Origin of the sequence: Actinoplanes sp. NPDC051494 (assembly GCF_044454705.1) — a bacterium.
GTDB lineage: Bacteria > Actinomycetota > Actinomycetes > Mycobacteriales > Micromonosporaceae > Actinoplanes.
The window spans coordinates 335,093-347,681 of sequence record NZ_JBITDZ010000002.1; the positions used below are offsets into that span (position 1 = coordinate 335,093).

Annotated in this window: 12 protein-coding genes and 2 pseudogenes; 5 read left to right on the forward strand and 9 right to left on the reverse strand. The window is 71.9% G+C overall.

The window, feature by feature from the left end:
* The first annotated feature begins 20 nt into the window (after positions 1 to 20).
* Positions 21 to 575 (forward strand): TetR/AcrR family transcriptional regulator, encoded by a 555-nt coding sequence (locus ACIA6A_RS08250; RefSeq protein WP_396096782.1) that lies wholly within the window; start codon positions 21 to 23, stop codon positions 573 to 575.
* 4 nt (positions 576 to 579) lie between these two features.
* Here the strand turns inward: ACIA6A_RS08250 and ACIA6A_RS08255 are convergent, their stop codons facing one another.
* Positions 580 to 1,134 (reverse strand): DUF4232 domain-containing protein, encoded by a 555-nt coding sequence (locus ACIA6A_RS08255; protein WP_396096783.1) that lies wholly within the window; start codon positions 1,132 to 1,134, stop codon positions 580 to 582.
* A gap of 142 nt (positions 1,135 to 1,276) precedes the next feature.
* Here ACIA6A_RS08255 and ACIA6A_RS08260 point away from each other — a divergent pair, with 142 nt between their 5' ends.
* Together ACIA6A_RS08260 and ACIA6A_RS08265 are read left to right on the forward strand one after the other, a co-directional pair.
* Positions 1,277 to 1,456, forward strand: a complete 180-nt coding sequence (locus tag ACIA6A_RS08260; protein WP_396096784.1) for a hypothetical protein — start codon at positions 1,277 to 1,279, stop codon at positions 1,454 to 1,456.
* Positions 1,457 to 1,858 carry a hypothetical protein gene (locus tag ACIA6A_RS08265; protein ID WP_396096785.1) on the forward strand — a complete coding sequence of 134 codons (402 nt, stop codon included), beginning with the start codon at positions 1,457 to 1,459 and terminating at the stop codon, positions 1,856 to 1,858.
* Here ACIA6A_RS08265 and ACIA6A_RS08270 read toward each other — a convergent pair.
* Genes ACIA6A_RS08270 through ACIA6A_RS08285 form a run of 4 tightly spaced genes read right to left on the reverse strand, consistent with a single transcriptional unit; the run spans position 1,843 to position 7,007 of the window.
* Positions 1,843 to 3,849 carry a 3-hydroxyacyl-CoA dehydrogenase NAD-binding domain-containing protein gene (locus tag ACIA6A_RS08270; RefSeq protein ID WP_396096786.1) on the reverse strand — a complete coding sequence of 669 codons (2,007 nt, stop codon included), beginning with the start codon at positions 3,847 to 3,849 and terminating at the stop codon, positions 1,843 to 1,845. The two genes, ACIA6A_RS08265 and ACIA6A_RS08270, sit on opposite strands and share 16 nt — an antisense overlap.
* On the reverse strand, positions 3,846 to 5,051 hold the full coding sequence (locus tag ACIA6A_RS08275) for an acetyl-CoA C-acetyltransferase (protein ID WP_396096787.1): 1,206 nt from the start codon (positions 5,049 to 5,051) through the stop codon (positions 3,846 to 3,848). The genes ACIA6A_RS08270 and ACIA6A_RS08275 overlap by 4 nt, the downstream gene beginning before the upstream one ends.
* Positions 5,041 to 6,162 (reverse strand): acyl-CoA dehydrogenase family protein, encoded by a 1,122-nt coding sequence (locus ACIA6A_RS08280; protein ID WP_396096788.1) that lies wholly within the window; start codon positions 6,160 to 6,162, stop codon positions 5,041 to 5,043. Before ACIA6A_RS08280 ends, ACIA6A_RS08275 begins: the two co-directional genes overlap by 11 nt.
* Positions 6,163 to 6,179: 17 nt before the next feature.
* The gene (locus tag ACIA6A_RS08285) at positions 6,180 to 7,007 is read right to left on the reverse strand and encodes an alpha/beta fold hydrolase (protein ID WP_396096789.1); all 828 of its coding nucleotides are present in this window, start codon (positions 7,005 to 7,007) and stop codon (positions 6,180 to 6,182) included.
* Positions 7,008 to 7,064: 57 nt separating this feature from the next.
* Between ACIA6A_RS08285 and ACIA6A_RS08290 the strand changes: the two genes are divergently transcribed.
* Together ACIA6A_RS08290 and ACIA6A_RS08295 are read left to right on the forward strand one after the other, a co-directional pair.
* Positions 7,065 to 8,726, forward strand: coding sequence for a GMC oxidoreductase (locus ACIA6A_RS08290; protein ID WP_396096790.1), 1,662 nt, complete (start codon positions 7,065 to 7,067; stop codon positions 8,724 to 8,726).
* A gap of 578 nt (positions 8,727 to 9,304) precedes the next feature.
* A pseudogene (locus ACIA6A_RS08295) lies at positions 9,305 to 9,688 on the forward strand (DUF4132 domain-containing protein); the annotation flags it as partial.
* An 11-nt stretch (positions 9,689 to 9,699) separates the two neighbouring features.
* On the opposite strand, the gene ACIA6A_RS08300 reads toward ACIA6A_RS08295, so the two are convergent.
* The 4 genes and pseudogenes from ACIA6A_RS08300 to ACIA6A_RS08315 all read right to left on the reverse strand — a co-directional run.
* On the reverse strand, positions 9,700 to 10,476 hold the full coding sequence (locus ACIA6A_RS08300; protein WP_396096791.1) for a MerR family transcriptional regulator: 777 nt from the start codon (positions 10,474 to 10,476) through the stop codon (positions 9,700 to 9,702).
* 19 nt (positions 10,477 to 10,495) lie between these two features.
* On the reverse strand, positions 10,496 to 11,257 hold the full coding sequence (locus ACIA6A_RS08305; protein WP_396096792.1) for an ABC transporter permease: 762 nt from the start codon (positions 11,255 to 11,257) through the stop codon (positions 10,496 to 10,498).
* Entirely contained in the window at positions 11,254 to 12,012 is a 759-nt protein-coding gene (locus tag ACIA6A_RS08310) for an ABC transporter ATP-binding protein (RefSeq protein ID WP_396096793.1), read from the reverse strand. The genes ACIA6A_RS08305 and ACIA6A_RS08310 overlap by 4 nt, the downstream gene beginning before the upstream one ends.
* Positions 12,013 to 12,047: 35 nt before the next feature.
* Positions 12,048 to 12,589 (reverse strand): annotated as a pseudogene (locus ACIA6A_RS08315) (hypothetical protein); the annotation flags it as partial.

Below are 12,589 nucleotides of genomic sequence, written 5' to 3' on the forward strand. Positions count from 1 at the left end.
GTCGCGGAGGGGAACGCTTCATGCCACCCGGTCGTAAACGCGACCCACAGGCCCGTCAGTCGGCCCTGACCGCCGCCGAGGACCTCGTCAACGAGCTCGGCTTCCACAAGGTCACCATGGAACGCATCGCCGAACGCTCCGGCGTCGCCAAGATGACGCTGTACCGCTGGTGGCCCAACAAGGCCGCGATCATCACCGACGCGCTGCGCGACGGGCTGGCACCGGCCGGTATCGCCGACACCGGCACGGTCGCCGGGGACGCGAACACCCAGCTGGCCGCACTCACCGAACTGCTCACCCGGCACGGCGGCCCGAGCGTGGTGGCCGCGGCGATGAGTTCACAGGGCGAGGCCGGGCGCGCGGAACTGCGCGACCTCCTCCAGCCCTGGTCTGCCAGCCTGGTCACCATCATCGACCGGGCGGTGACCCGCGGCGAGCTGCCCACCGGGTTCCCGGTCACACTGACCGTGCAGGCCTGGATGGGCTATGTCGTCTACCGGATCGTCTTCCTCCAGGAAGAGATCCCCGCGGCGGACCTCGCGGTCCTGGTCACCCAGGCCGTCGGTACGCGCTGAGCGGTCACGCCCCGGCCACGACCGACTCGACACTGTTGGGCAGCCCGGCGCCCGGCAACGCGTACGTGTCCTGCTGGATCGCCAGACCCGCCGGCCACTGCAGCATCAGGTGCCCGGCCGCACCGGTCAGGCGTACCCGCATCTGCTCGGGCTGCCACGGGCTCGGCGCCTCGGGCAGCACCCGGACCCGCACGGAAGCGTGCGCGGACTCCCCGGCCGCCAGCGTCACCCGGGCCGGGGCGCCGGTCTCGGGCAGCCGGAACGACTCCCGCCAGGACCCGGTCGCCGGACCGGTCAGCACCACCGAGGGGTGCCCGTCGATCACGCACGCGGCCGCCGAGGTGTTGGTGAAGGTGAGCCGCACCTTCTCGAAGAACTCGCCGTTCTCGTCGTACATGTCGCCCTCCTGAACGTCCGCGGCCACGTCGGCGACCGCACACGTCCCGGCGGCCCCGGGCACCGTCGACGCCTCGGCGGCCGAGGCGTTGTGCAGCACCAGTCCACTGCCACCCGCCGCGAACGCGATCCCCACGGCCATCGCCAGCACTGGTACCCGCATCGTCGTTCCCCTCGTCGACCGCCCGGCCCCACATGGCCCGGCTGGTAGGAACAAGGCTATGGATCCGCCGACCCCCGGTGCTCACGGATTCGTGCCACCTACCGGGGGCGACCCGAACTCCAGGCCCCACTATTCTGGTCGCGTGCTGTACGCGATGCCCACGGTGGATGCCGCGGACCGCCGTGTTCTGGAAGAGCTCGGCGAGATGCGGTCGGAACTTCAGGTACACCTGCGGGCCGAGCCGCGGTGGGAGGGCCTGTTCCACCGAAGTCTGTTGACGGATGCCGAGTTCTCCTCCATCGAGGAGTGGCTGGGCGAGTAGATGAACCAGCCCGAGCGGGACGCCCATTCGTGGCTGCGGTTCGTGTTCACCTGCCACCATCGGCAGGCTCAGCGGGTGAAGCGGCGGGCCGACTGGACCGTACGGCTGTGGAACGATCTGGTCGGCCTGGCCGGCGAGAAAGGGCTGCCGGAACGTACGGTGTCCGCCCTCTATGCCGCTGCTGTCGGTGAGGTCAGGCGCACCACCTGTCAGCGGGACGAGAGCCTCAGCCGGGACCAGGCCATCCGGGATATCCAGGCGCTGACCCGCGCCGGGTTGCTGGCACCGCGCGGCAACGCGACCACCCGGGTCTACGTGCTCGACGGGGTCGCCACCGAGATCGCGGAGGCCGCCGCCGACGCCGTCCGCGGGTTCGGGCGCGATCCTTACCTGAGGCCGTAACGCTCGGCCAGGTCGCGGGCGCGGCCGGGGAAGTCGCGGTGCTCGCGGGCGTACCGGATGGCTCCTCCGGTCCAGGCCGGGAAGCCGATGCCGAGCAGCGAGCCGATGTCGCCGTCCGCCTCGGAGCGCAGGACGCCCTCGTCGAGGCAGCGCAGCGCGTCGAGGGATTCCGCGAACAGCATGCGGTCCTGCAGGTCCTCGAACGGTATCGCCCGCCCGGCCGGGGTGGCCATCGCGGCCAGGCCGGGCCAGAGCCGTCCGCGCCGGCCGTGCGGGTAGTCGTAGAAGCCCTGGCCGGCCGCGCGACCGGGCCGCCGCTGCTCGTCCAGGAGGTTGTCGATGATCGCGTGGGACGGCAGCGTCGCGAAGGCCGGGTCGTCCGCCTCGTACTGGCGGCGGATGTGCTGCAGCAACGTCAGCGAAACCTCGTCGGCCAGGGCGAGGGGATCGGTGGGATAGCCGGCGGCCAGGGCCGCCCGTTCGATAGAGGGCGCGGGTACGCCGTCCGCGAGCATGCCGATCGCCTCGTCGATGAAGCGGCCGATGACCCGGCTGGTGAAGAAGCCCCGGCCGTCGTTGACCACGATCGGTGTCTTGCCGAGCCGCCGGGCCAGGTCGAACGCGCGGGCCACGGCGTCGTCGCCGGTCTGTTCGCCGACCACGATCTCCAGCAGCGGCATCCGGTCGACGGGGGAGAAGAAGTGTGTGCCGATGAAGTCCGCGGGCCGGTCGACCCCGGCGGCCAGGCCGGTGATCGGCAGCGTCGAGGTATTCGAGGCGAGCAGCGCGTCCGGTGCGACGACGCCGGCGATCTCCGCGAACACCTTCTTCTTGAGCGCCGGGTCCTCGAACACCGCCTCGATCACCGCGTCGCAGCCCGCGAGGCCGGCCACCTCGCCGGTCGTGGTGATCCGCGCCAGCACCGCCGGGTCGCCGCGACCGGTCCGGGCCCGGGCCGCCGCCTCGCCGGTGACGTCCTTGACCACGACGTCCAGACCGGAGCGGGCACACGCGTACGCGATCCCGGCCCCCATCATCCCCGCACCGAGCACCGCCACCCGCCGCACCGGGGCGACCGTGCGGTCCGGCCGGTTCGCGCCGCCGTTCACGGTCCGCAGGTCGAAGAAGAACGCGCCGATCATGTTCTTGGCGATCGGCCCGGTCAGCAACGACACCAGGTAGCGGGTCTCGACGGCGAACGCGGTCTCCAGGTCGACGTGCAGGCCCTCGACGGCGGTGGCGAGGATCGCCTCGGGTGCCGGCAGCCGGTTTCCCTTGAGCCGTTGCCGCAGTGTCGCCGGATATCCGGGCAGTTGCGCGGCGTCGTAGTCGATGCGGAACCCCTCGCGGTCCCACGGTTGCGTGGCGTCGGGATTCGCGACGATCCAGTCCCGGGCCGACGCGAGCATCGCCTCCGGGGTCGCGGCCAGCTCGTCGGCGAGCCCGGCGGCCATGGCGTCGGCGGGGCGCCGGGTGCGTCCGCTGAGCAGCACCTTCTCCAGGGCTTCGCGCAGGCCGAGCATCCGTACCGTACGGGTCACACCGCCGGCACCCGGCAGCAGGCCGAGCGTCACCTCGGGGAAGCCGATCCGCGAAGCGGGCGTGTCCAGTGCGATGCGGTGGTGGCAGGCCAGGGCGATCTCCAGGCCGCCACCGAGCGCGGACCCGTTGACCGCCGCGACCACCGGGCGGCCCAGCGTCTCGAGCCGGCGCAGGTCACGTTTCACGGTGGTGAGCAGTCCGGTCAGCGCGGCCGCGTCGGCCGGCGTGGCCCGGATCATCTCCGGCAGGTCGCCGCCGGCGAAGAACGTCTGCTTCGCGCTGGTGACGATCACCCCGGTCACGCTGTCGCGGTCGGCTTCGAGGCGGTCGAGCGCCGCGGTCATCGACGCCGCGTACGCCCGGCTCATCGTGTTGGCCGACTGCGCGGGATCGTCGAGGGTGAGCGTGACGACGCCGTCCGCGTCCCGGTCGTAGCGGATGGTCGTCACCGGAAACGCTCCACGATCGTCGCGACGCCCATGCCGGCGCCGACGCAGAGGGTCACCAGGGCGCGGTGCCGGCCCCGGCGTTCGAGCTCGTCGAGCGCGGTGCCGAGCAGCATCGCCCCGGTCGCCCCGAGCGGATGCCCGAACGCGATCGCACCGCCGTTCACGTTCACCACCGCCGGATCAAGATCGAATTCTTCCGTGTACGCCAGGACCACCGCCGCGAAAGCCTCGTTGATCTCGAACAGGTCGATGTCCGTGATGTCCAGCCCGGCCTGGGCGAGCACCTTGCGGGTGGCCGGGATCGGGCCGGTCAGCATGACCGTCGGCTCCGACCCGGTGGCCGCCGCGGCGACGATCCGCCCGCGCGGCGTCAGCCCCAGCTCCGCGCCGATCCGCGCCGACCCGAGCAGGACCAGCGCCGCACCGTCCACGATGCCCGAGGAATTCCCGGCGTGATGGACGTGCTCGATCTCCTCCAGCCAGTGGTACCGCTGCAACGCCACGTCGTCGAACGGCAGCCCCGCGAACGACGGGGACAGCTTGCCCAGGTCCGCGACCGTGGTGCCGGGCCGCGGATGCTCGTCGGCGCCGAGCAGCACCTGCCCGTTGCGGTCACGGACCGGCACGATCGAGCGCGCGAACCGCCCCGCCGCCACGGCCGCGCCGGCGCGGCGCTGGGACCGGGCCGCGTACCCGTCGACGTCGTCGCGGTCGAAACCGCGCAGCGTCGCGAGCAGGTCCGCACTCACCCCCTGCGGCACGAACGACGTGGCCAGCGCCGTCTCCGGGTCCATCGCCCAGGCCCCGCCGTCGGAACCCATCGGTACCCGCGACATCGACTCGACGCCACCGGCCAGGATCAGCTCGTCCCACCCGGCCCGGATCCGCGCCGCGGCCACGTTGACCGCCTCCAGCCCCGACGAGCAGAACCGGTTGAGCTGCACCCCGGCGACGGTGTCGGGCAGCCCGGCCAGCAACGCGGCGGCCCGCGGCAGATCCCCGCCCTGCTCGCCGACCGGCGTGACGATGCCCATGACCAGGTCGTCGATCCGGGCCGGGTCCAGCGTGGGCAACCGCTCGCGCAGCGCGTCCACCAGCCCCACGACCAGCGAGACCGGCTTCACCCCGTGCAGCGCGCCGGAGCTCTTCCCCCGGCCGCGCGGGGTGCGTACCGCGTCGAACACGTAGGCCTCAGAGGGCACGCGCGATCAGCTCCTTCATGATCTCGTTGGTGCCGCCGTAGATCTTCTGCGCCCGGGCGTCGGCGTACATCTGGGCGATCGGGTACTCGGTCGTGTACCCGTACCCGCCGAACAGCTGCAGGCAGCGGTCCACCACCTCGCACTGCCCGTCGGTCAGCCACCACTTCGCCATCGACGCGGTCGCGGTGTCCAGCTCGCCGCGGGCGTGCCGGGCGATGCAGTCGTCCAGGAACACCCGGCTCACCCGGGCCCGGGTCGCGCATTCCGCCAGCACCATCCGGGTGTTCTGGTGACCGATCAGGGGCTTGCCGAACGCGGTGCGCTGCTTCACGTACGCGGTGGTCAGCTCGACCGCGCGCTGCATGGCGGCGACCGCGCCGATCCCGATGACCAGGCGTTCCTGCGGGAGCTTGTGCATCAGCTGGGCGAACCCCCGGCCCTCCACCCCACCGAGCAGCTCCCCGCCGCGGTAATCAGCGAATGACAACTCGGCGGTGTCGTTGCCCCGCAGGCCCAATTTGGACAGCAGCCGGCCCCGGTGGAAACCCGCCGGGTCCCCGGTGACATCGCAGATCAGCAGCGAGATCCCGGCGGCGCGCTGTTCCGGGTCGGTCTTGGCGGCCACAAGGACGACGTCGGCGAGGCCGCCGTTACTGATGAAGGTCTTCGTGCCGTGTACGACGTACCGCTCGCCGTCCTTGACCGCCCGGGTCCGCATCGCCTGCAGATCGGAGCCCCCGTCCGGCTCGGTCATCGCGATCGCGCCGACCAGCTCACCGCTGCACAGCCCGGGCAGCCAGCGCCGTTTCTGCTCCTCGGTGCCGAACGTGACGAGATAGCCGGTGACGATGCCGCTGTGCACGGCGATGCCGAGACTGGTGTCCCCGGCGAACATCTGCTCGTACAGCAGGACGGCCTCGTGGGTGAAGTCGCCGCCCCCGCCGCCGTACTGTCCGGGCACGGAGAGGCCGAGCAGTCCCAGCTCCCCGGCCCGGCGATACTGCTCCCGGTCGGGGTGCCCCTGGGCGAGAACCCGGGCCGCGTGGGGGAGCACCTCCTTGGCGAAGAACGTCCGGACCAGGTCGGCAAGCTCGTCATGCTCCGTCGGCATCACTCCACGATGGCCAGTTATTGGCGGAGTGTCAATAGCTCGGCGCAGCGCTCCGGATCATCCGCGAACGGCAGATGCCCGCACCCGTCCAGCACCACGTGCCGCGCGGCCGGCAACGCCTCCCGGGCCCGGGCCGCTTGCGTCCGGCAGGTCAGGACGGCATCGCGCGACCCCCACGCCACGGTCACCGGGATCCTCTCCAGGCCGGTACTCCGCCCGGCTCCTCGCCCGGTCGGGGGCGGCGCTGTCGCCCGGAACTGCCATGAGCCGAGCGCGGCGTGTGCCGCCGCGAAACCCGGTGCCGCCGCCAGCGCGCGGGCGCCGGCGAGGCAGTCTTCCGCGGGCACCCGGGACGGGTGGCCGTAGAAGACCGAGCACAGCGCTGTCCGCCCGGCGCGGGTCCGCAGCAGACCCGGCAGCACGGGCGCGAGCGCGACCGACGCGAAACGGGCCGCACCGACCGCGGTGCGGCACCAGCGCAGCCCGGCCGGCCCCCAGAACCCCACCGGCGCGAACGCGGTCACCGCACTCACCAGCCCGCGCCGGCCCAGCTCCAGCGCGATACCGCCGCCGAGCGAGTTCCCGGCGACCTCCGGCCGGTCGAGGCCGAGTTCCCCGAGGAACTCCGCGACCAGGCCGGCCAGATGATCGACAGAGCCTGCTTCCCGCGGCCCGGTGGGGGTCGGCCACATCGGGGAGTCGCCGAAACCGGGGAGGTCGATCGTGATCACCTCGCGGTGCCGGGCCACCGCCGCGATGACGGGTGACCAGACCTGGCGGTGGCTGCCGAGGCCGTGGATCAGGACGAGCGGGGGGCCGGAACCGCATCGGTCGTGGGCCGGCATCATCCACCTCGGAGACGAGTTGTTGACAGGCTGCCAATACGAGTGTGACGGTAGCTCATGACGTACGACTACGACGTACTGATCATCGGCTCCGGGTTCGGCGGTTCGGTCGCCGCCCTGCGGCTGACCGAGAAGGGCTACCGCGTCGGGGTTCTCGAAGCCGGCCGCCGGTTCGCCGACCGGGACTTCGCCACGACCTCGTGGCGGCTGCGTGACTACCTCTGGGCGCCCGCCCTCGGCTGTTACGGCATCCTGCGCCTCAGCCTGCTCCGTGACGTCATGATCATGTCCGGCGCCGGGGTCGGCGGGGGCTCGCTCGGGTACGCCAACACCCTTTACGAACCGCCGGACACGTTCTTCGCCGACCCGCGGTGGGCGTCGATCACCGACTGGAAGGCCGAGCTCACCCCGTTCTTCGACCAGGCGAGCCGGATGCTCGGCGTCACCACGAACCCGCTCGAGACGCCGGCCGACGAGGCGTTGCGGGCCGTGGCCGAGGATCTGGGCGTCGGGCACACCTATCGGCGTACCCCGGTGGGTGTGTTGTTCTCGCAGCGCCCCGGCGCGGCCGTGCCCGATCCGTTCTTCGGCGGAGCCGGGCCCGGCCGGCACGGCTGCACCGCCTGTGGGGCCTGCATGACCGGCTGCCGCGTCGGCGCCAAGAACACCCTGGTCAAGAACTATCTCTACCTGGCCGAGCAGGCCGGCGCGACCGTGCACCCGCTGACCACCGTCACCGCCGTGCGCCCGGACGGTCGTGGCGGCTACGCCGTGGACACCCGCACCACCGGCGGACGGCGGCGCCGCACCCGGACCGCCGGGCAGGTGATCTTCGCGGCCGGCGCACTCGGCACCCAGCGCCTGCTGCACCGCCTGCGCGACAACGGCACCCTGCCCCGCGTCTCCGCCCGCCTCGGCGAACTCAGCCGCACCAACTCCGAGTCCATCCTCGGCGCCCGCACCCGCCGCCGCGACCGTGACCTCAGCCGCGGTATCGCCATCACCTCGTCGATCCACCCCGACCCGGTCACCCACATCGAACCGGTCCGCTACGGCAGGGGCAGCAACCTGCTCGCCCTGCTCGCGACCGTCCTCATCGACGACACCGGCCGGCAACCCCGCTGGTGGGCGGGCCTGCGAGCACTGGTCCGGGCCGGGCGCGACCTTCCCCTGTACGTGTCCCCGCGCCGCTGGTCCCAGCAGACCATCGTCATCCTGGCCATGCAGCCGCTGGACAACTCGATCACCCTGACCCGCCGCCGGGGCCGCCTGACCAGCCGCCCCGGCATCGGTGCCCCCACCCCGGTATGGGTCCCGGCCGCCCACGACGTCGCCCGCCGCGTCGCGGACAAGATCGACGGCGTCCCGCTCGGCGCGGTCACCGAACTCGCCGGCCGCCCGGTGACGGGCCACTTCATCGGTGGTTGCGCCATCGGCCCCGACGCCGGCACCGGCGTGGTCGACCCTTACCTCCGCCTGTACGGGCACCCGGGCCTGCACGTCATCGACGGTTCCGTCCTCACGGCGAACCCCGGCGTGAACCCGTCCCTGACCATCACCGCCCTGGCGGAACGGGCGGTCGCGCTCTGGCCCAACAAGGACGAACCCGACCCACGGCCGGCGCCCGGGCAGGCGTACCGGCGATGTGCCCCGATCCTTCCGCACCACCCGGCGGTCCCCGCCGGAGCCTTCGCCGCCCTCCGTTTCGGCGATCGCTGACAGCTCCGGTGGTTCTGTCGTACCCGTGGTCTACCTTCGGCGCATTCCATCGATCACGGGAGATGTGGTGCCGAGATTCGTGTTGCCGGACGAGGACGTGTGGGTGCTGCCCGCGGCATGGCGCGAAGGGCTGAGCCCGCGCCGTGGTGGCCTGCCCGCGCCTGACCAGGGCCTGCCCGCGGACCCGTTCGAGCGACTGCGCGACCTGCTCGCCACGGAGGAGGCCGCCAGACGCATCGCGCGGGTGGCCCGGCGCACCGTGATCTTCGATCCGGAGCTGGTCGCGGCGGGGCACCGGCATCTCGACGCCTGGCGCGGCACGGGCGCTCCCACCGCCGATCCGCTCAGCGCCGCGGTGGCCGCACTGGTCACCGGCGCCCGGGATGCCGCCGTCGCGAAACTGCTCGTGGACGCCTGGGTGGCCCGTTCCGGGATCGCGTTCGCGGCCCGCGCGGTCGGCGAGATGACCGGGCTCGTCGTCGGTGGTGCGCTGTGGGCGATCGACGCGGCCCCGGCGCAGAACTACGAGTCGATGTGGCGCGCCCGCGACCTCGAATGCCTGATCGGTCGGTGTCGCCCATCTCTGGCATGTCGCCGCCGACCATGCGGCCTGGGCCCAGATCTTCGCCGACTACCTGATCATCCAGCCGTTCCCCCAGCTCGGCCGCGGGTTGTTCACACTCGCCGACCTCGACCTGAACGCCGTGCCGGGCACACCGGTCGCGGGTGGCAAGCTGTTCGAGCTGAAGGCCCGGGGCTGGGGATTCGCCGAGGGACACAGCGCCATCACGCGAAGCTGGTCGGTCGGCGGAGCCGTCCAGGTGTCGTTCACGCCCGGTCACCACTGGCAGGAGCCGAACGCTTCGAAGCACCTCGTGCAGATCACCGGTCGCTTCGAGGCGTTCGACCCGATCGGCATCTCGGAGATGGTCCGCGACGTACGGTTCCTGATGTCCCCGTGACCGGCCGGAACTCATGAGGACGGCCCCGGTAGCCGCTCCAGGCGGGTCCAGCCGCTCCAACCACGTTCGCGCATCAGTTGCCGGAGCCGTCCCGCCCGCGGGTCGGCCGTGTCCGCGAGGTCGTCCAGCAGCTCGAACGGCATGTCGTCGCGCACCACCTCATCGGCGTCGCGCTCGCCCGCGGCGTACGCCTGGTTGTGCAGGTCGGCCATGATGTCGGCGGCTTCCGCCATGAGCTGGTCGTCGCCGGCCTCCCCGGTCATCCCCGACAGCACCAGGTACAACCGGACCATCCGTGGGTCCTCGAGCTGTGCGACCTTCGCCGGCATCCACTCGAGGACACGGTCGGGCCAGCGGGCCACCATCAGGATCCACCCGTCCCGCTCACCGTCGAACACCTGCTGTGACACCCCGATCTCCCGGAGCCGGTCGAGATAGGAGGTCACCTCCGGTGGCAGCGTCAGGCTGTCACCGGCGGCGAGCTGCGCGATCTGTTTGCGGCTGCGTTCGAGCCGGTCGATCTCCTCGCGCAGGTCGCCGTCGATCCGGTCGATCGCCTCGGCGAAGGACGCCGCGTCCGCGCCGAGCATCCGGCCGATCCGGGACAGCGGCACGCCGGCCTCGGCGAGGGTACGGATCTTGATGAGGGCCACCACCGCCGCCGCACCGTAGCGGCGGTAGCCGGAGGCGTCCCGTTCCGGCTCGGGCAGCAACCCGATCTGGTGGTAGTGCCGGACCGCCCGCACGGTGACACCGGCGTACGCCGCGAGTTGCCCGATCGTCAGCATCCTCTGATCCTGCCCTTGCTCAGGAGATCCGGCGACGGTAGGTGAGCATGGCGCACACGTACGCGACGACGAGGACACCGGCGCACCAGGCGAGCGCGGTCCAGGCACCGGTCCCGACCGGCCGTTCGGCGAGCAGGTCGCGGATCGTGTCCACGACGGAGGTCACCGGCTGGTGCTCGGCGAACGCGCGGACCGGGCCGGGCATGGACCCGGTGGGCACGAACGCCGAGCTGATCAGCGGCAGGAAGATCAGCGGGTACGAGAACGCGCTCGCACCCTCCACGGACGTCGCGGTGAGTCCGGGGATCACCGCTATCCAGGTCAGCGCCAGGGTGAACAGGGTCAGGAGCCCGGCGACCGCGAGCCAGCCCAGCACACCCGCCCCGGAGCGGAAGTCCATCAGCAGCGCGACGAGCACGACCAGCACGAGCGAGGTCAGGTTGGCGACCAGTGAGGTCAGCACGTGTGCCCACAACACCGCGGACCGGGCGATCGGCATGGACTGGAACCGTTCGAAGATCCCACCCTTCATGTCCTGGAAGAGCCGGTACGCGGTGTACGAGATGCCCGACGCGATCGTGATGAGCAGGATGCCGGGCAGCTGGTAGTTCACGTACGGGCCGGTACCGGTCTCGATCGCGCCGCCGAGGACGTAGACGAACAGCAGCATGATGGCGATGGGCATGATCGCGGTCGTGATGATGGTGTCCGGGCTGCGGGCGATGTGGCGCAGCGACCGTCCCAGCAGGACGGCGGTGTCACCGGCGAAGTGTCTGCTCATTTCCGGCCGCCGATCAGGGTCAGGAAGACGTCTTCGAGGGTGGGCTTCTTCTCGACGTACTCGACCTCGGCGGCCGGCATGAGCTCCCGGAGCTTGGCGAGCGTGCCGTCCACCAGGATCCGGCCCTCGTGCAGGATCGCGATCCGGTCGGCGAGGTGCTCCGCCTCGTCGAGATACTGCGTCGTGAGCAGCACGGTCGTGCCACCCGCGGCGAGCTCCTCGACCGCCTGCCACACCTCGAGACGTCCCTCCGGGTCCAGCCCGGTCGTCGGCTCGTCGAGGAAGACGATCGGTGGGTCCCCGATGAGACTCATCGCGATGTCCAGTCTGCGGCGCATCCCACCGGAATACGTCGCCACCCTGCGCCGGCCCGCCTCGGTCAGCGAGAAGCGCCGCAGCAGGTCGTCCGCGATCACCCCCGGATCCTTGAGGTGACGCAGCCGGGCGACCATGACGAGGTTCTCCCGCCCGGTGAGGATCTCGTCGACCGCCGCGAACTGCCCGGTGAGACTGATGGCCGCGCGCACGTCCCCGGCCTGCGTCGCGACGTCGAAGCCGTGCACCCGGGCCGTCCCGGCGTCGGCTTTGAGCAGGGTGGACAGGATCCTGACCACGGTGGTCTTGCCGGCCCCGTTCGAGCCGAGCAGAGCGAAGATGCTGCCCGTGGCGACCTCGAGGTCCACGCCGCGGAGCACCTTCAGCTCTTTGAACGACTTCTCCAGGCCTTGCACCTGGATGGCGTACGAATTGGTCATGACCGGCAGCATGCAGGGTTGACGCAGCGTCAGGGTCAAGCCTGCCGGGCCGCCTGTCGCCGGTAGTGCTCGGCGATGGCGCCGAAGGCGGCCTTCGGTTCCCAGGGCAGGCCGGGATCGGTGTGTCCGCTGTGTCCGTCGAGGACCTTGACGATCCCGGGGCTGGCCAGGTCGAGGTCGTCGCGGGGGTCGCCATCGGGCCGGTGCGGCAAGTCGGCGAGCGCGAACAGGTAGACGAACGCGCTGTCCACGCCCTCGCTGTCGAAGATGTCGAGCAGCTCGCCGAGGTAAGCCGCCTGGCTGTCCTCGTCGCGCTCGTAGGTGGCCTTCAGCCGCACCGGTGCCCGGGTGACCGGGTCGAGTTCGAGGACCTCCATGCTGCGGGGCGCGACGTCACCGGCCCCGCGCCAGGTCGCGGCGCCGAAACCGGTGATCGCGACCGGCTTGGGCCGGGCGGTCCCGGGCCGGGCCACCCCAGGCCGGGCCGCCCCGGTCTGGGCCGCCCCGGTCTGGGCCGCCCCGGTCTGGGCCGCCCCGGTCTGGGCCGCCCCGGTCTGGGCCGCCCCGGTCTGGGCCG